Origin of the sequence: Pseudomonas brassicacearum (assembly GCF_918698105.1) — a bacterium.
Taxonomy (GTDB): Bacteria; Pseudomonadota; Gammaproteobacteria; order Pseudomonadales; family Pseudomonadaceae; genus Aquipseudomonas; species Aquipseudomonas brassicacearum_F.
In genome coordinates this window covers 84,352-101,042 of the sequence record NZ_CAKKMI010000010.1, presented here as the reverse complement: position 1 = coordinate 101,042, position 16,691 = coordinate 84,352, and the positions used below count along the sequence as shown (strand labels likewise).

Genomic DNA, 16,691 nt, shown 5'->3' with positions numbered 1-16,691 from the left:
CATTGGAACCACCTGATCCCATCCCGAACTCAGCAGTGAAACGATGCATCGCCGATGGTAGTGTGGGGTTTCCCCATGTGAGAGTAGGTCATCGTCAAGATTAAATTCCGAAACCCCTATCTGCTGATGCAGGTAGGGGTTTTGTTTTTTCTCCCAGGAAAGTCTGCGAAAGCTCGTGATAAATTTGCACAGTTATTTCCGAGCTGGAGCACTAGAATAGCCCCACCTTAGCTGAGCCAGAGCTGTTTATGCCCGATCCGTCAGACATTGATAGGTTGTCAGATCTGCCCCTGAGCGATCTGGTGGCGTGTCATGAGTGCGACCTGTTGATGCGCAAGCCTCAGCTGGCCCATGGTGAAAAAGCCGAGTGCCCCCGTTGTGGCTATGAGCTCTATGCTCACCGGCACAATGTCGTTGAACGCAGCCTTGCCTTGGTTATCGCGGCCCTGCTGTTATATGTGCCGGCCAACTTCCTCCCCATCATGGAACTCAATCTGCTCGGGCAGTCCTCCCAGGACACCGTTTGGAGCGGGGTGGTCGGCCTGTTTGATACCGGCATGCAAGGCATCGCGGCAGTGGTGTTCCTGTGCAGCATGGGCATTCCGCTACTCAAGTTGCTTTGCCAGTTGGTGGTGTTGTTGTCCATTCGCTTGGATTTTGGCCGTAGTTACGGTTTGTTGCTGTATCGCATTTATCACCATCTGCGAGATTGGGGGATGCTTGAGGTCTACCTCATGGGCGTGCTGGTGGCTATCGTCAAGTTGGCAGACATGGCGGCCATCACCGTAGGCCTTGGCCTGGTGTGCTTCATCAGTTTGTTGCTGGTCCAGGTCTGGCTGGAGGTGGTGATGTCACCCCATCAGATCTGGCAGGCGTTGTCAGGAGAAGATGCCCATGCGGGCGATTGATGCAGGGATTCTGATCTGTACGGAGTGCCACGAGTTGAATCGGCTGGATGCTGAGGCGGACAACCAAACTTGTACTCGCTGCGGCGCGCTGGTTCACCCCCGTCGCCCGAACAGCTTGATGCGAACTTGGGCATTGTTGATCACGGCCGCGATTCTTTATATTCCGGCCAACATCTTGCCGATCATGACTATCAACTCGCTGGGCCAGGGCGCCCCGAGCACCATCATGGCCGGTGTCATCGAGTTGGTTCAACACGGCATGATTCCTATTGCCGCCGTGGTGTTCATCGCCAGCATCGTCGTACCCACTTTCAAACTGGTGGGCATCGCCTTGCTGTTATTTTCCGTGCAGCGGCATCAGCCGATGTCGGCGCGGCAACGCATCTTTATGTATCGATTCATCGAGTTCATTGGTCGCTGGTCGATGCTGGATATTTTCGTGATCGCCATTTTGGTGGCCGTGGTGAATTTCGGACGGCTCGCCAGTGTCGAAGCCGGTCTCGGCGCGATCGCTTTCGCCAGCGTAGTGATTTTGACAATGATTGCCGCAGTAACCTTCGATCCCCGACTGATTTGGGATAACACGGAGTCGGATGACGACCATGACTGATTTGCCTACCGCTAAAACTCGACCGGCTTCGAACTGGTCGGCCATCTGGGTCCTGCCGCTGATTGCCTTGATCATCGGCGGCTGGCTCGGCTGGCGGGCTTATAACGAGACCGGAATCGAGATCAACGTGCGCTTTGAGAGCGGCGAAGGCATCCAGGTCAACAAAACCGAAGTCGTCTACAAGGGGATGACGGTCGGTAAAGTGACGGCCCTTACCCTCGATGACGAAGGCAGCTCCAAGGGCGTGGTCGCGACCATCGAGATGAACAAGGACGTCGAGCAATACCTCAAGACCGGAACACGTTTCTGGCTGGTCAAGCCGAGCGTGAGCCTGGCCGGGATCACCGGCCTGGAAACCCTGGTGTCGGGTAACTATGTGGCTATCAGCCCGGGTGAAGGGGAGTCGACCCGTAAATTCAAGGCCCTGGCCGAAGAGCCGCCGCTGTCGGACGCCAAGCCGGGTTTACACCTGACCCTCAAGGCTGATCGGTTGGGTTCGCTGAACCGTGGCAGCCCGGTGTTCTACAAACAGATCCAGGTCGGTCAGGTGAAGAGCTACCTGCTGTCCGAGGATCAAAGCAAGGTCGAGATCAAAATCTTCATCGAGCCGACCTATGCCAGCCTGGTGCGCAAACACACGCGTTTCTGGAACGCCAGTGGCATCAGCATCGATGCCAACCTCTCGGGCGTCAAAGTGCGCAGCGAGTCCCTGTCCAGCATCGTGGCCGGAGGGATTGCCTTCGCCACGCCGGAAAGCCGCAAGGACAGCCCGCCGACGGACCCAAGCCTGCCGTTCCGCCTCTACGAAGATTTTGACGCCGCAGCCGCGGGTATTCGAGTGAAGGTCAAGCTCAGCGATTTCGAAGGGCTACAGGCCGGTCGTACGCCGGTCATGTACAAAGGCATCCAGGTTGGCAGCCTGAAGAACCTCAAGGTCGATCCGGACCTGTCCAGCGCCACGGCTGAATTGACCCTGGACCCCTTGGCCGAAGATTACCTGGTAACCGGCACGCAGTTCTGGGTCGTCAAGCCGTCGATCTCCCTGGCGGGTATCACCGGCCTGGAAGCGTTGGTCAAGGGCAACTACATTGCCGTGCGACCGGGTGACAAGGGCGGCGCGCCGCAACGCGAGTTCGAAGCTCGGGCAAAAGCACCACCACTGGACTTGCGCTCCCCGGGGCTGCACCTGGTCCTGCTGACCGAAAACCTCGGATCGCTGGAGGTCGGCAGTCCGATCCTCTACAAGCAGGTCAAGGTCGGGTCGGTGCAGAGCTACCAGTTCTCCCGCAAGAAGAAGCAGCTGATCATTGGTGTGCACATCGAGAAGGAGTACGAAGGGCTGGTCAACGGCTCGACCCGCTTCTGGAACGCCAGTGGCATCACGCTTACGGGAGGTTTGACGGGCGGGATCCAGGTCAAGAGTGAGTCCCTGCAAAGCCTGATGGCCGGCGGGATTGCCTTCGAAACGCCGGAACCGAATGTGCCGCTGAAAAGACGCATCCCCCGTTTCCGCCTGTTCGCCGATCACGAAGCCGCACAACAGCGAGGCACCGAGATCACGATCAAGGTCGATCGCGCCGATGGTTTGCGCAGTGGTACGCCGATCCGGTTCAAGGGGTTGGATGTGGGCAAGATCGAGGATGTTGATCTCAGCGCCGATATGCAATCGGTGCTGCTCACGGCGCGTATTACCGAAGTGCCGGAGCGCATCGCCCGGGTCGGGTCCCAGTTCTGGGTGGTCAAGCCGGAGTTGGGGTTGATGAAGACCTCCAACCTGGAAACGCTGGTCACCGGCCAATACATTGAAGTGCAGCCTTCGGCGAAAAACCTCGGGCCGCAGAAAAGCTTCGTGGCCCTGGTCAACCCACCGGAAAGCGCTGTGCCCGAAGCGGGATTGAGCCTGGTGCTGAGCGCGGCCCGCCGTGGTTCGTTGAAGATCGGCGTACCGGTGACCTACCGCGAGATCACGGTGGGCAAGGTCACTGGTTATGAACTGGGCCAGACCGCGGACCGGGTGCTGATCCATATCCTGATCGAGCCCAAGTATGCGCCGCTGGTGCGCAGCGGCACACGTTTCTGGAATAGCAGTGGTTTCGGTCTGGACTTTGGTCTGTTCAAGGGCGCGACGGTGCGCACCGAGTCGCTTGAAACGCTTATCCAGGGCGGCATTGCGTTCGCAACGCCGGATGGCGAACGAATGGGCAATCCGGCTCGACCGGAGCAGACTTTCCCGTTGTTCGATAAGTTTGAAGATGAATGGCTGACCTGGGCGCCGAAGATCAGTCTCGGTAAGTGATTGGAGTGGCGTTAGTCTGTTCTGACGCCATCGCGAGCAGGCTCGCTCCCACAATGGATGAATGTCGTACTTGATTGCCATGAACGACGCCAAACCTGTGGGAGCGAGCTTGCTCGCGATGAGGCCATCAGTTGCACTGACGACTCAAAACCAGCGCAATAAAAAAGGCCGCGATCCAATGGATCGCGGCCTTTTTCATGCCCGGTAATTCACCTCACACCGGATCCAGCTCCGGCTCGTCGGCCTGGACATTCGCCGTGGCCTTCACCGCATCGTGACGACGGATGTACTTCCAGTCCGCTTCGTCGATGTAGATACCGTTCGGACCGCTGCCTCCTTCCAGGTCAATGGCAACACTAGCGCAGACTTGCGGCTTCACACTGGCCAGGATCGGCACGAAGCCCAGTTGCAGGCTGGTTTCCAGCAGGGCGGCCTGGTTCTTCTCGTCGATGTCCGCCGCTTCGTCCAGGTAGTACGGCAGGCGCACGCGGCCGGCCTGTTCGCGGTCCATCAGGTGCAGCAACAAGTACATGTTGGTCAGCGCCTTGATGGTCATGGTGGTGCCGTTGGACGCCGCGCCGTCGATGTCGGTGTGGATCACTGGCTGGCCGTTGACCTTGGTGATCTCGAACGCCAGTTCGAACAGGTCCTTGAGGCCGAGCTGGTTGTGGTTCGCCGCCACCAGCCGCGCCAGGTACTCCTTGGCTTCTTCGTTCTTGTTGTCCTGCTCGGCGCTCTGGCTGAGGTCGAACACCGACAGCGTCTCGCCTTCCTCGTACTGGCCTGCACTGTGGATGATCTGGTCGATGTGCTTGAGCGCTTCCTTGTTCGGCGCCAGGACGATCCGGAAGCTCTGCAGGTTGGAGACCTGGCGCTTGTTGATCTCGCGGTTGAACAGCGCCAGTTGGTGCTCGAGGCTGTCGTAGTCGCTGCGGATGTTGCGCAGGGTCCGGGCGATGTCGGTCACCGCCGCACGGCGCGCCTTGCCCAGGGTCAGGGCTTCGTCGGTGCGGTGGGCATAGGCGTTGATCAGCAGTTGCAGGCGTCGCTCCATGTCGTCTTCGCTGTCGAACTTGGCCACGCCCTTGAGGCGCACCTGGGCATACAACGCTTCGATCTGGCCGTCGACCCGCAGCAGCCCTTGCCAACTGTCCTGGTAGTCATTGAGCAGGGGCAGCAGGTTGTCCATGGAATCGTCGACCGGGTCCATGAACGGCGTGCCGAACGGCAAGTCCGCCGGCAGCAATTGACGACGGCGCAGGGCATCGTCGAGGGTGCGTTGCTTGGCTTCCATGTCGGCGATCTGCCGGCCCACCAATTGCAACTTGGCGGACAATTGCTGGACGCGCTCGGTGAAGGCATCGCTGGAGCGCTTGAGTTCGTCCTGGGCGGCTTCCATCTGCGCCAGTTGCTCGAGCTTCTCGCCTTCCTCGGCACTCAGGGTCTGGCTGCGACGGAAGTCTTCCAGGGCTTTTTGCGCATCGAGGACCTGCTGGTACAGCGCCTCGGTCTGGGTCTTGCTCGCGGCGCGGTCGGCGGCCACGGCTTGCTGGGTCTTGAGCTGCTTGAGTTCTTTTTCCAGGCGTTCTTTCTGGTCGCGCAGCGCGGCGCGGTCGGCCAGGGCTTGCAGGGCAGGTGGCTCGATATGGGACAGGTCGATGGACAGGCCCGGCACTTCGAAACGCTCGCCCTTGAAGCCGTCGAGGATCAGTTCCATGGATTTGACCCACTCGCCGTTCTCGTCCAGCGCGATGCCGTGTTCGCCCAGCGGCAGGCTGAACAGGGCACTGTTGAACAGGCGCATCAGGCGTTCGACGTCCTGTTGCGAGAACTCTTCGCGCAGGCGGGCGTAGCTGTTGTTGTCGGCGTGATCGAGTTGCTGCTTGACCGACTTCAGGCGTTTTTCCAAGTCGCGAAGGCGCTCTTCCAGATCCTCGGCGCTGAACTGCCGGGACTGGGCCAGGGCGCCGGCCAGTTCGTCGTGGGCGTCCTTGGCGGCGAGCAGTTGCTGCTCCAGGACCTTGACGTCATCCACCAGGGCAAAGCGGTGCTTGAGCACCGAAAGCTCGCCGAGCCAGCGCTGGATGCCGCTGATCTCCCGCTCCAGGCGCATCAGCTCCTGGGTGCCGCCGCGCTGGTCGTTCTGCAGTGAATCCTGTTCGTTGCGGTAGTGCTCGGCCTGGATGGTCAGCTCTTCCTTGCGCGCACTGGCGTAGTCCGACCAGGTGCCGAGCAACGAATCGAGCAACGGCGACAGGCGATGCAATTTGCCGCGCAGGATATCGCGCTGCTTCACGCCATTGGCCAGGGCTTCCACCAGCGGGCCAGCGGCCACCAGGGAGTTGTAGTCCTGCTCCATGCGGCGTACGTCGCGGAAGGCTTCTTCGCACGCGGCGATGTAGTCCACGCTACCGGAGCGCAGGCTGTGCTCGAACGCGTCGAGGAACAGTTGCTTGAGCTTGGCCGCGGTGATTTCGCGCATGTGCAGCAGGTTGATGAACAGCGCGCGGAAGGTCTTGAGGCTTTGCTCGCTGGTGGAGCGCAGCGGGATCAGCGTCAGGTCCAGCGGGATCGAGGTGTGACCACCCACCAGCAGGCGTCGCAGTTCATCGGGCTTGAGTTCGTAGGCTTTCAGGCCTTCGCGCTCCAGGTTGGTGAACAGCTCTTTCTGCCGCAGGCAGGTGTCATTTTTCTGATAGTGGGCCAGGTCCAGTTTGCCGGCGTAGGCAAAGAACTGGTGACCGAAACCGCCGCCCGGGCCGCGACCGACCACGCCAATCACGTGCGGGCCGTGGGGCAGGGCGACTTCCACCAGGATGTAGCTGGTGTCCGAGGCAAAGTAGAAGCGCCGGGACTGCTCCAGGCTGTATTTGCCGAAGCTCATGTCCGACATTCGCGCCAGGATCGGGAACTGCAGGGCGTTGATCGAGGCGGATTTACCGAGGTTGTTCGCGCCATAGACCGACAGCGGTTCTTCCAGGGGGAACAAGCCGAGGCTGTAGCCGGCGGTGTTCAAAAGGGCAAAGCGGCGGATGCCGTAGCGTTCCTTGCTCATGCGTCGGTCTCCTGTTCTTCGGCAATGGCGCGGGCCAGTGCATCTTCTTCGCTCTCACCTTCAAATTCGCTGAGGTCCAGCGGATCATCGGTCTGCAGCAATTTTTCGTCGCTGTCTTCGTCGATCAGCACCGGCGCCGGCAACGGCAGCACGCTGTGCAGGCTGGCGGCCAGGTCGCGGTCTTGCTGGACCGACAGGCACACGTCGAGGAAGCGATGCATCGGCGGCAGGAAGCGGTACACGCCGTTTTCTTCGCTGGCGAAACCCAGTTGGGTCATGCGCCGCATGATTTTTTCTTCCAGCTCTTCCTGGGTCTGTACTTCGGCCTGGATGAACAGGTCGCGGTACTTTTCCAACAGCGAGGGCAGCTCATCGCGGCCCAGGCTGCCGCCGTCGAGCACGGCAATCGGGTCGCGGCCCTGGTCGGCCAAGTGCTCCACCAGGATGAAGGTGAACAGGGCCAGGCGCTGGGCGGTCTTGTTCACCGCCGCGGCGGCCAGGTCCGGCACGAAATAGTAGAAGCCACGGGTGTCGCACACCAGCTCGAAGCCCAGGGCCTTGAACAGCGTGCGGTACTGGTCCTGGAAGTTCGACAGTTGCGCGTACAGCTCCGGGTCGCGGCGGCTGACGTGGTAGCCCTTGAACAGCTCGCGGAAGATCGGCGCCAGCTGGGACAGTTCGGATAGATCAAGATGCATGGGGGATGCTCGCAGAATCCTCGGCGGCGGTGTCGCCGGCCGAGAGCAGGGCGAAGGAGCGCAGGCTGACCTGATGCTCGTGAGTGTGATAGTCGCGGCGCTCCAGGCGCTCGCGCTTGAAACGTTTTTCCCGCGACAGGCGCGAGAACCAGTACAGCAATTCGTCGGTGGCGCCGTCCGGTTCCTGCTCCAGCAGCCAGGACATCAGGTCCGGCATCGGCAGGGCATCTTCGCAACGCTCGACCATCTCGCGCACGGTGCGTGGCGCACGCGGTGCTTCGCCGCCCTTGTGGGTCTTGTGGGACTTGGGGAAGCGCGCCGGTTTCGGCTCGAAACGGGCCAGCGCATAGACATAGGCTTCGACCTGGCTGGCGCTGCCCAGGAAGGTGCTTTGCGGCCGGGTGAACAGCGGCATGGCGGCCTGCGGCACGGCGTCGATGCCTTTGCGCCGGATAGCGGCCAGGGCCAGGGCGGCGCCACGGGTCACGGCATTGTGACGGCGAGCCTCTTCGCGCAGCGGCAGGAGCAGTTCACGGGCATGTCGCAAGGTTAGTTGGGCGCTGGTCTGCATCTCGAGGATGCGCGCGTGGGTGCGCAGCAGCATGTCGTCGTCCACCAGGTGCCCGAGGCGCTGTTGTTCGGTGAGCATGCGCAACAGCACATTCTCGACCTTGCGCACGCCTTGCTCGAAGGCGCCGTCGGCGTTCACCAGTTGGATCATCGGCTCGACGTATTCGTCCCAGGTCGCCAGCACTTCGGCGTAGCGCTGGCGCAGCGGGATTTGCCGATCGCTGGTCTTGGCCCGTTCGGCCACGGCCACCAGGGCCTGTTCGTCGTTGGCGAGTTTCTTGAGCACGTCGCGCACGCGCATGTCCAGCAGGCGCAACTGGCGGGCCAGGTCGTTGCCGTCGCGCACATCGAAGGCGTCCTGGATGTAACCGGCCAGGCGCTCGAGGTGGCGCAGGTAGGCTTCGATCTCCAGGCACAGGCCCAGGCGGTGTTCGCGGCGCAGGTAGGCGAGGAAGTCATGGATCTGGGCGTTGAGCTCGAAGCGGTTCGGGCTTTTCGCCACCGGCACGAGGATGTCCAGGCGGATCCACACGTCCAGCAGGCTGGTGATGTCCTGGGGCGTGCTGTCCAGTTGTTGGGCGGCCAGCTGTGAACGCAATTCGTTGAGGCTCAGGGTGCCCTGGTCGAAGTGCTCGCACAAAGGTTCCAGCAATGCCCAGTGTTCAGCGAGGGCGCGCAAGACGCGCTTGGGTTCGATCATCGCAATGGCCGTCGGGTTGGCAATTAAAAGCGGCGATTGTACTGCATCGGGCCGGTTGCGATTCACCCCTTGGACGGACTGTCGTTTGCTATCGATCAACTATTGGCTCAACAGGGAAGCGATCCGCGCCGAAGGGCGGTAGAATCCCTCCCACTTTCAGTTATCCACAAGTGGCCGACCCTTGCTTATCGAGTCCCGTCGCCGCGCCTATCTGACCGCCATGCAGGTGGTCAACTGGCTGCCGCGTACCGAATTGCCGTTCGCCGCCCCGTCGCGGCCCGAGCTGCTGGAAGCGCCCGAGCCCGAGTACATCGCGCCGGCCGTGACCGCGCCTGAGGCCAAGACGGTCGTCGAGCCGGTGGCACCCGTGGTCGAACGGCCAAAAATCGAAGTGCCGCGTCCGAGCCTGGCCTCGACCCGTACCAACGCCAAGCCGGTGGAAGAGGTTGTCGAGGCGCCACCCAAGGCACCCTACGTCGCCCCGCCGCGTTTCGCCTTGCAACTGCTGCGGGCCGGGCGTTGCCTGCTGTTGGTGGAGTTGCCTACGGGTGAGCCGTTTCAAAGCCGCGATCCAGCCTACTTGCTGCTCAAGGACATGCTGCGCGCCGCCGGTCTGCCGGATAGCCCGCAGATCATTGGCGAACCGGTGCGCTGGCCGCTGTTGTCGCGCGGCACCATGGACCAGGGGCCGGAAGCGGCGCGGGATTTTGTCCAGGGGTTCGTTTCGGCGCGCCTCGAAGAAGAGTCCTGCGTGTGCCTGTGGCTGATCGGCCTGCCGGCGGTGAAGTTTGCCGGCGAGGCGGACGCCGAAGCGTTCAATCGCGAACTGCAGGTCGAAGGCCTGGGCTCGGCCTGGGCGTTGCCCGGGTTGGAACTGTTAATGGAAACGCCACAACGCAAGGCTGATGTCTGGCAAGCCATGCGCCGGCTGATGGCGCGCTGGAAAGAATCGAATGAGTGACGCTGTATCGTTCCGCCCGATGACCGAGGCGGACCTCGACGCTGTACTGAAAATCGAATACGCCGCCTACAGCCACCCCTGGACCCGGGGGATCTTTCTCGACGGGCTGGGCAAATACCAGATCTGGCTGATGTTCGAAGGCCAACAGCAAGTGGGCCATGGCGTGGTGCAGATCATCCTGGATGAGGCGCACCTGCTCAATATCACCGTCAAACCGGAAAACCAGGGCCGTGGCCTGGGTTTGCGCCTGTTGGAACACTTGATGTCGATTGCCTACAAGGCCGAGGCCCGGGAGTGCTTCCTGGAAGTGCGCGACAGCAACCGCACTGCGTTCCGGCTGTATGAGCGCTATGGCTTCAATGAAATTGGCCGGCGCCGGGATTACTACCCGGCGGTGGGCGGGCGTGAGGATGCGGTGGTCATGGCTTGTACCTTGGTGGACTGAACTTCCACGCCCCCCTGTGGGAGCGAGCCTGCTCGCGAAGACGGCGGTACATCCAACATTGATGCAAACTGATCCACCGCTATCGCGAGCAAGCTCGCTCCCACAGGGGCTTGGCGGTGTACATTAAATCCGAGGCCAAACACAAAACCACTGTGGGAGCGAGCCTGCTCGCGAAGACGGCGGTACATCCAACATTGATGCAAACTGATCCACCGCTATCGCGAGCAAGCTCGCTCCCACAGGGGCTTGGCGGTGTACATTAAATCCGAGGCCAAACACAAAACCCTGTGGGAGCGAGCTTGCTCGCGATGGCGAGTGTCGGGTCAGCGCTTGCCATCCAGCGGATCGATATCCGCCATTTCCGCTTCGTCCAGCCCATCGCCTCCGCCAATATCATTTTCATCCACCACGCTCAGGTCCCAGTCCGCCTGTTCGTCGTCCCCGGTCTCGTGGGCGTCCCGGGCGCCGTCTTCGTGGATGAGGGTTTCCGGGCTCATGTCGTCGTCGGTCGATTCGTGATCCTCCGTCGAAGCCCCGGTCAGCCCGGCTTCACGGACGCGTTCGCGAGGCATCAGGTGCTCGCGTTCGTTTTCCGGCAGTTCGTCACCGATTTTCGCGCTGGGTTCTTCTTCGTCGAACTCCAGTTCATGCATCGAGCCCATGCGATCTTCGTTGTCGTCGATGGGTTCGGGTTGCGTCGCATCGAAGGGGCGTCGTGAATCATTCATGGCAATTCCTCATACTATGGGCCTTACTGGTGTCGACCGGCAGCGCACCCAGGAATTCCAATGCATCGCCGACGTGACCTCGACCGGCGGTCGTTTGTCACAGTTGCGCACTCTCAATCGAGGCTAGACAGCATGAACGAATTACAAGATCTGATTGATAACAACGCGCGCTGGGCCGATGCGATCAAGCAGGAAGATCCTGACTTCTTCTCCAAGCTGGCTCGTCAGCAAACCCCGGAGTACCTGTGGATCGGCTGTTCCGATGCGCGGGTGCCGGCCAACGAAATCGTCGGCATGCTGCCGGGCGATCTGTTCGTACATCGCAACGTGGCCAACGTAGTGTTGCACACGGACCTCAACTGCCTGTCGGTCATCCAGTACGCGGTGGACGTGCTCAAGGTCAAGCATATCCTGGTCACCGGCCATTACGGCTGTGGCGGCGTGCGTGCCTCGATGCAGGACCGGCAACTGGGCCTGATCGACGGCTGGCTGCGCTCGATTCGCGACCTGTACTACGAGCATCGCGAGGCGTTGGGCCAATTGCCGACCGAGGAGGAACGTGTCGACCGCCTGTGCGAGCTGAACGTGATCCAGCAGGTGGCTAACGTCGGCCATACCAGCATAGTGCAGAACGCCTGGCATCGCGGGCAGAAACTGTCGATCCATGGCTGCATCTACGGCATCAAGGACGGACGCTGGAAGAGCCTGGACACCACGATCAGCGGTTTCGAACAGTTGCCGCCGCAGTATCGGTTGCGGCCGGTCGACGCACCCTGAGCCTGGTTCGTCAGCCGCGGTGACATTGACGGCGCCAGTGCCGTAGAAACTTCATTCCCTGCTCATTGGGCGGTTCGTCATAGCCGGTAATCCAGCCATGACAGTTGTACGAACCGCACCGGCAGGCGAACTGTCGATACAGTTTCTGTTCGGTACTGGCGTAGTCCATCGTCAAGCAATCGCCTTCATCGATACGGGCCAGTGACCACAGCCACAGTTCGCTCATGTCGAGGAAGACATTCGGGTTGCAGGAATGCAGCAGCAATCCGGCGAAGCGCGGGTCATACATGTGGACGTCCGGCAGGATCTGCAGCGTGTGCAGACGCCGTCGGCTCACCAGCAGCCCCGATACCCTGCACATCCTCTCCATGGGGGCGAATGGTTTGCGAGCGATGATGCCGTTGCCGCGCCCATCGGTCGTTTGATGCACTTCGAAATCGCGCACTGAGGGGTAGCCCAGGCGGGTGCTGAGTTGTTTTTCCGGATAGATGCAATCCCGGTACAGCGAACCGGCTCGATCTGTAATGAACGTGCTCATGACGGTCCTTGTCGGTGATAAACACTCGACTTTATGACGCTGGCGATCCTGCCGGCGGTGTTTGAAAAAAACCTTGATAGCTTCGCCCAAGTCGGGGCCGCCATCTACTGTCGACTCTGACAGGCGCCAAAGGCGCTTTCCCGTGTCAGCCCAGGCTTACGCGGGAAAGCATCCCAAGGTCTAGACCGCCTCGGCAGGCAGCGGCATAGGCACTTTCAGTTGCGGAAGTTGTGACTTGATCGCCGGCGTTTCGCATTTTTTCGCCGCGTCTTCCTCGCTCAGTTTGCGCACCGAGGTGTAGAACAACTCGCAGGTTTTCTCCTTCTGCGTGACTTGCCAGGTTTGCGTGCACTGGTTCAGCAAGGTATTCGGGTCGGTGCCCGGCTTGCTGCCCATGCCGGCCTGCCAGCATGCAGCGCTCAGGTCCTGGCCCATGACTTTCAAGCCAGCGGCATCGGCCTTGGCTTCGTCACCGTCGAAGTTGTCCTTGTCGGCGGCGTACCAGATATAGCTTGGGTGGTTGGAGCCCAGCACCGGGACCTTGACCCCGCTGCCGGTTGTGATGGTCGCCAAGCTGAGCACATTCACGGTCTGGCCGTATTGGGTCTTGATCCAGTTCCGAACGGGCGCTCCGAAGGCCACCATCGGCAATGCGGCGCCGCTGGCGGTTTGGGTGACCTGCGTGACCATGGTGGTCTGGTAATCGTTGAAGTAGCTGTAGAGCCCCTCCAATGTGCTGCCGGCGTTGGATGGCGCCGCGATGGGCGCGATGTCGATGATGGTCTGGTAGGCCGGCGTCTGTTCAACCGCAATGCCGTTGACGGTCAGCAGCGTGGCCCAACGATCGGTGGTCGCCGACTCCAGGTAGTCCTGGGCCTGGGTCAGGGAGTAATCCGGCGGGAAGTGCAGCAACTCGACACTCTTGCGGTTTTCCAGGGCCATGCCCAGCGGCAGGAACAGGTACCAGTTGTAGGACCATTTATGGTCGCTGTTGAGTTTGGAGGCGCCGTTGTACGCCAGGTCCCCGGCGTCGAGCAGGGCCTTGAGCGGTTGGCCGTAGCTCTTCGGTACGCCGCTGATATGGGCATAGACTTTATCGTTGTCGCTTTTGACGCTGACCTTGGCCGTGCTGTAGCCGTCGCGCTGTACGCTCTGGGTCAGGTAATGCTCGACGGTCTGCTCCAGGGTCCAGTCCCGAAAGCAGATGACGTTGCAGTTGTTGGGGTAGGCGAAGAGGCGAGTGACGCGTTCGGTGCTGCCCAGTTGTACGTCAATGTCGTCGGCGTGAGCAGTGGCGCTCAGGGCGGCCAGGGCGGCCAGCGGAAGTACTGCAAGTTTGAACATGCTCAGATCCTTTTCAGCGTGAGGGACCCTTGAACCAGGGCGCCCCCATACTGAAACAGACCGGGCCGAAGAAAAAGTAGGCCGAGGGAAATATCGGCCCTTTTGTGGCGTTATGGCATCACTGGCGGCAAATAACTCAATGTTGTCCCCAGTGCCCATAGCAGCGCCAGCACCAACGGCGTGTGCACCAGCAACTGCACGAAGGAAAAACCGATCAGGTCCCTGGCCTTCAGCCCCAGGACCCCCAGCAACGGCAGCATGTAGAACGGGTTGATAAGGTTCGGCAGCGCTTCGGCGGCGTTATAGATCTGCACCGCCCAGCCCAGGTGATAGTTCAGGTCGTTGGCCACCTGCATGACATAGGGCGCTTCAATGATCCACTTGCCGCCGCCAGAAGGAATGAAAAAGCCCAGTACCGCCGAATAGACTCCCATCAACAAGGCGTAGGTGTCATGGGAGGCGATCTGGACGAAAAAAGTCGAGATATGATGGGCCAACGTCTGGGCATCGCTGCCCTTGACCGTGGTCAGCAACGCGGCGATCGAGCCGTACAACGGAAACTGGATCAACACGCCCGTGGTGGTCGGCACCGCGCGGGCCACGGCATCGAGAAAGCTGCGCGGCCGCCAGTGCAGCAAGGCCCCGAGCATGATGAACAGGAAGTTGTAGGTGTTGAGCCCGGAAATGGCACTGATCGCAGGCTTGGTCGAAAATTCATGGAACAGCCAGCCGGCTGCCAGCAGCACCAGGGCAATGATCAGCAGCGGACTGTGCTCCAGCCACTCCCCTGGGCGGGTACGCGGCTGCAACGCGGGCATGCTGAAGGTCGGGTCGATACCACAAGCGGCGGCGTCACGGGCGCTGTTCGGCCCGGGGGCGGTGGCGTAGGCGACGATCAGGGAAATCACGATCAGCGCCAGCAACATGACCCCGGACTGCCAGAGAAAAATGGTCTGGGTAAAGGGAATGACGCCGGTAATGGACAGGATCGAGGGCGGCAGGCTGGCCGGGTTGGCCTGCAATTGCGCCGCCGACGAAGACAAGCCCAGGGCCCACACAGCGCCCAGGCCCAGGTAAGCAGCGGCCCCGGCGGCGCGGTAGTCCATTTTCAGGTCGGTGCGCCGGGCGAGGGCGCGCACCAGCAAGCCGCCAAATACCAACGACAGGCCCCAGTTGAGCAGCGACGCGACCATGGAAATCAGCGCCACCCACGCCACAGCGGAACGGCCGTTGGTCGGAATCCGTGCCAGTCGGTCAATCAGTTTGACGGCCGGAGGCGAACTGGCGACCACGTATCCGCCGATCACCACGAAGGCCATTTGCATGGTGAACGGGATCAGGCTCCAGAAGCCGTCGCCGAACGCCATGGCCGCCGCCGTGGGCGTGGCGCCGATGAATTGTGTCGCCACGGCGACCACCAGCACCGCCAGCGCGGCGAAGACCCAGGAGTCGGGGAACCAGCGCTCGGCGAAACTGGAACAGCGCAAGGCAAAGCGGGCGGAACGGCTGTCTTCGATGTCGGTGGTCACGGCAATTACCTCGTTTTTATGGTTATGGGTATTGATGGCAAGGCTTCAAAGGTCAGGCGCAACAGTAGAACAATCCAGTGACCATGGGAGGCTTATCGGGTTCGAGGGTGCCCAAGGTTATTTTCAGTACGGCCTCGTGCGCTCTTTAGAAAAAAAACACTGGGCCGATGGCTTGGGAACAGCATTTAACTCTCCTGCTGTCGGAGCTGCCCATGTTCAACAACCGCCTGAAGCAGGAGCTACTGGCTCTTCGCCAAGAACTGTCCAGCCTTGTGCAAGTCAAGGAGAGCCTGGATCGCGAAATGCTTGGCCTCACCCTGGATGCCGGTGGACGGATTCAATCGGTCAATCAGAATTTTCTCGACGAGATGCACTACAAGAGCCAGGACTTGATTGGCCGGCCTGTGGATGAGCTGGTTCCCGCGTACCTGAAATCCAATGAGTTCCAGGTTCGCTTCAAGTCGGCGCTGACCCGTGGCGAGCACTTTTGCGGTGCCGTGCGCCTGTTGCGCGGCAATGGCCAGGAAGCCTGGCTGCGCTCAATTCTCCAGCCCGTACGGGGTGCCGACGGGCGGGTTCGCTATTTTTCGATCTATTCCAGTGACCTGACCCGCACCATCGAGGCCTCTCGTGAGCATGAAAACCTCATCGGTGCGTTGGTGCGGTCAACGGCGGTGATCGAATTCGATTTGGGCGGTCACGTACTGACGGCCAATGATCGTTTCCTCAACGCCATGGGTTACAGCCTTGCGCAGATCAAGGGCAAGCATCACCGCACGTTTTGTGAGCCTGAGGAATATAACAGTGCGGCCTACCAGCAGTTCTGGAAGCGCCTGAACAGCGGCGAGTTCGTGGCCGGCCGCTTCAAGCGCATCGACAGCAATGGTCGTGAAGTCTGGCTGGAGGCCTCCTACAACCCGGTGGTCGATGCCAACGACCGACTGTATAAAGTCGTCAAGTTCGCTACCAACATCACGGACCAGGTCAACCAGGAAAAAGCCGTCGCCGAGGCGGCCAGCATCGCCTACAGCACCTCGCAGCAGACCGACAACACTGCCCAGCGCGGCACGACAGTGGTGACCCAGGCCGTGGAGGTGATGCGCGACCTGGCCCGGCACATGCAAACCGCGGGTGAAGGCATCGAGGCCTTGAACGAGCAATCCCTGGTGATTGGTACCATCGTCAAGACTATCAGCGGCATCGCCGAACAGACCAACCTGCTGGCGCTCAACGCCGCGATCGAAGCGGCCCGGGCCGGCGAGCAAGGTCGTGGCTTTGCGGTGGTGGCCGATGAAGTGCGCCAACTGGCATCGCGCACCAGCCAGGCGACCGATGAAATCGTTGGCGTGGTCCGCCAGAACCAGGACATGGCCCGCAACGCCGTGGCCCTGATGACCGACGGCCAGCATCAGGCCGAACACGGCCTGGCCCTGGCCGCCGAGGCGGGGACGGTGATCGTCGAGATCCAGGATGGGGCGAAGAAGGTGGTCGATGCAGTGAGCCAGTTTGCCAACCAGCTATCGACTTGAGAA

General features: G+C 61.1%; 14 protein-coding genes, 1 rRNA gene and 1 pseudogene. 9 read left to right on the top strand and 7 right to left on the bottom strand.

The genetic code is table 11. The features are described 5' to 3' along the window. From rrf to LQ215_RS06620, 4 genes are all read left to right on the top strand, one after another. A 5S ribosomal RNA gene (gene rrf, locus LQ215_RS06635) occupies positions 1-100 on the top strand; the annotation flags it as partial. Positions 101-248: 148 nt separating this feature from the next. Next, entirely contained in the window at positions 249-908 is a 660-nt protein-coding gene (locus tag LQ215_RS06630; protein ID WP_072344579.1) for a paraquat-inducible protein A, read from the top strand. Further along, positions 895-1,518 carry a paraquat-inducible protein A gene (locus LQ215_RS06625; protein WP_230148126.1) on the top strand — a complete coding sequence of 208 codons (624 nt, stop codon included), beginning with the start codon at positions 895-897 and terminating at the stop codon, positions 1,516-1,518. The genes LQ215_RS06630 and LQ215_RS06625 overlap by 14 nt, the downstream gene beginning before the upstream one ends. After that, positions 1,511-3,814, top strand: a complete 2,304-nt coding sequence (locus tag LQ215_RS06620; protein WP_230148125.1) for a PqiB family protein — start codon at positions 1,511-1,513, stop codon at positions 3,812-3,814. The genes LQ215_RS06625 and LQ215_RS06620 overlap by 8 nt, the downstream gene beginning before the upstream one ends. 214 nt (positions 3,815-4,028) lie before the next feature. Here LQ215_RS06620 and mksF read toward each other — a convergent pair whose 3' ends face one another. The 3 genes from mksF to mksB are packed head-to-tail and all read right to left on the bottom strand — an operon-like array spanning position 4,029 to position 8,837. Further along, positions 4,029-6,869, bottom strand: coding sequence for an Mks condensin complex protein MksF (gene mksF / locus LQ215_RS06615; protein WP_230148123.1), 2,841 nt, complete (start codon positions 6,867-6,869; stop codon positions 4,029-4,031). Then, complete coding sequence (gene mksE / locus LQ215_RS06610; RefSeq protein ID WP_014340217.1) at positions 6,866-7,567, bottom strand: Mks condensin complex protein MksE; 702 nt, start codon at positions 7,565-7,567, stop codon at positions 6,866-6,868. Before mksE ends, mksF begins: the two co-directional genes overlap by 4 nt. Continuing rightward, entirely contained in the window at positions 7,557-8,837 is a 1,281-nt protein-coding gene (gene mksB, locus LQ215_RS06605) for an Mks condensin complex protein MksB (RefSeq protein WP_230148121.1), read from the bottom strand. Before mksB ends, mksE begins: the two co-directional genes overlap by 11 nt. 181 nt (positions 8,838-9,018) lie before the next feature. On the opposite strand from mksB, the gene LQ215_RS06600 reads away from it, so the two are divergent. Together LQ215_RS06600 and rimI are read left to right on the top strand one after the other, a co-directional pair. Continuing rightward, entirely contained in the window at positions 9,019-9,798 is a 780-nt protein-coding gene (locus LQ215_RS06600) for an energy transducer TonB (protein ID WP_230148115.1), read from the top strand. Continuing rightward, on the top strand, positions 9,791-10,243 hold the full coding sequence (rimI, locus tag LQ215_RS06595) for a ribosomal protein S18-alanine N-acetyltransferase (RefSeq protein ID WP_003205585.1): 453 nt from the start codon (positions 9,791-9,793) through the stop codon (positions 10,241-10,243). The genes LQ215_RS06600 and rimI overlap by 8 nt, the downstream gene beginning before the upstream one ends. A 323-nt stretch (positions 10,244-10,566) precedes the next feature. Here the strand turns inward: rimI and LQ215_RS06590 are convergent, their stop codons facing one another. Next, positions 10,567-10,971 (bottom strand): serine kinase/phosphatase, encoded by a 405-nt coding sequence (locus LQ215_RS06590; protein WP_230148113.1) that lies wholly within the window; start codon positions 10,969-10,971, stop codon positions 10,567-10,569. Between the two features lie 132 nt (positions 10,972-11,103). Here LQ215_RS06590 and can point away from each other — a divergent pair, with 132 nt between their 5' ends. Next, complete coding sequence (gene can / locus LQ215_RS06585) at positions 11,104-11,748, top strand: carbonate dehydratase (RefSeq protein WP_003205581.1); 645 nt, start codon at positions 11,104-11,106, stop codon at positions 11,746-11,748. A 10-nt stretch (positions 11,749-11,758) separates the two neighbouring features. Here can and LQ215_RS06580 read toward each other — a convergent pair whose 3' ends face one another. The 3 genes from LQ215_RS06580 to LQ215_RS06570 all read right to left on the bottom strand — a co-directional run bounded on the left by LQ215_RS06580 (position 11,759) and on the right by LQ215_RS06570 (position 15,159). Further along, positions 11,759-12,286, bottom strand: coding sequence for a lysine methyltransferase (locus LQ215_RS06580; RefSeq protein ID WP_230148111.1), 528 nt, complete (start codon positions 12,284-12,286; stop codon positions 11,759-11,761). Between the two features lie 180 nt (positions 12,287-12,466). Next, on the bottom strand, positions 12,467-13,630 hold the full coding sequence (locus LQ215_RS06575; protein ID WP_230148110.1) for a hypothetical protein: 1,164 nt from the start codon (positions 13,628-13,630) through the stop codon (positions 12,467-12,469). A gap of 110 nt (positions 13,631-13,740) precedes the next feature. Beyond that, positions 13,741-15,159 (bottom strand): short-chain fatty acid transporter, encoded by a 1,419-nt coding sequence (locus tag LQ215_RS06570; RefSeq protein ID WP_230148108.1) that lies wholly within the window; start codon positions 15,157-15,159, stop codon positions 13,741-13,743. Between the two features lie 167 nt (positions 15,160-15,326). Between LQ215_RS06570 and LQ215_RS29730 the strand changes: the two are divergent. Then, a pseudogene (locus LQ215_RS29730) lies at positions 15,327-16,148 on the top strand (PAS domain-containing protein); the annotation flags it as partial. An 84-nt stretch (positions 16,149-16,232) separates the two neighbouring features. After that, positions 16,233-16,688: a methyl-accepting chemotaxis protein gene (locus LQ215_RS29725; RefSeq protein ID WP_413817784.1), complete on the top strand. Its 456-nt coding sequence runs from the start codon at positions 16,233-16,235 to the stop codon at positions 16,686-16,688. Positions 16,689-16,691: the final 3 nt, after the last annotated feature.

Bases quoted from the DNA above. Each gene is read 5' to 3' on its own strand.
- LQ215_RS06630 (WP_072344579.1), top strand. From the start codon at position 249: ATGCCCGATCCGTCAGACATTGATAGGTTGTCAGATCTGCCCCTGAGC.
- LQ215_RS06625 (WP_230148126.1), top strand. From the start codon at position 895: ATGCGGGCGATTGATGCAGGGATTCTGATCTGTACGGAGTGCCACGAG.
- LQ215_RS06620 (WP_230148125.1), top strand. From the start codon at position 1,511: ATGACTGATTTGCCTACCGCTAAAACTCGACCGGCTTCGAACTGGTCG.
- mksF (WP_230148123.1), bottom strand. From the start codon at position 6,869: ATGAGCAAGGAACGCTACGGCATCCGCCGCTTTGCCCTTTTGAACACC.
- mksE (WP_014340217.1), bottom strand. From the start codon at position 7,567: ATGCATCTTGATCTATCCGAACTGTCCCAGCTGGCGCCGATCTTCCGC.
- mksB (WP_230148121.1), bottom strand. From the start codon at position 8,837: ATGATCGAACCCAAGCGCGTCTTGCGCGCCCTCGCTGAACACTGGGCA.
- rimI (WP_003205585.1), top strand. From the start codon at position 9,791: ATGAGTGACGCTGTATCGTTCCGCCCGATGACCGAGGCGGACCTCGAC.
- LQ215_RS06590 (WP_230148113.1), bottom strand. From the start codon at position 10,971: ATGAATGATTCACGACGCCCCTTCGATGCGACGCAACCCGAACCCATC.
- can (WP_003205581.1), top strand. From the start codon at position 11,104: ATGAACGAATTACAAGATCTGATTGATAACAACGCGCGCTGGGCCGAT.
- LQ215_RS06580 (WP_230148111.1), bottom strand. From the start codon at position 12,286: ATGAGCACGTTCATTACAGATCGAGCCGGTTCGCTGTACCGGGATTGC.
- LQ215_RS06575 (WP_230148110.1), bottom strand. From the start codon at position 13,630: ATGTTCAAACTTGCAGTACTTCCGCTGGCCGCCCTGGCCGCCCTGAGC.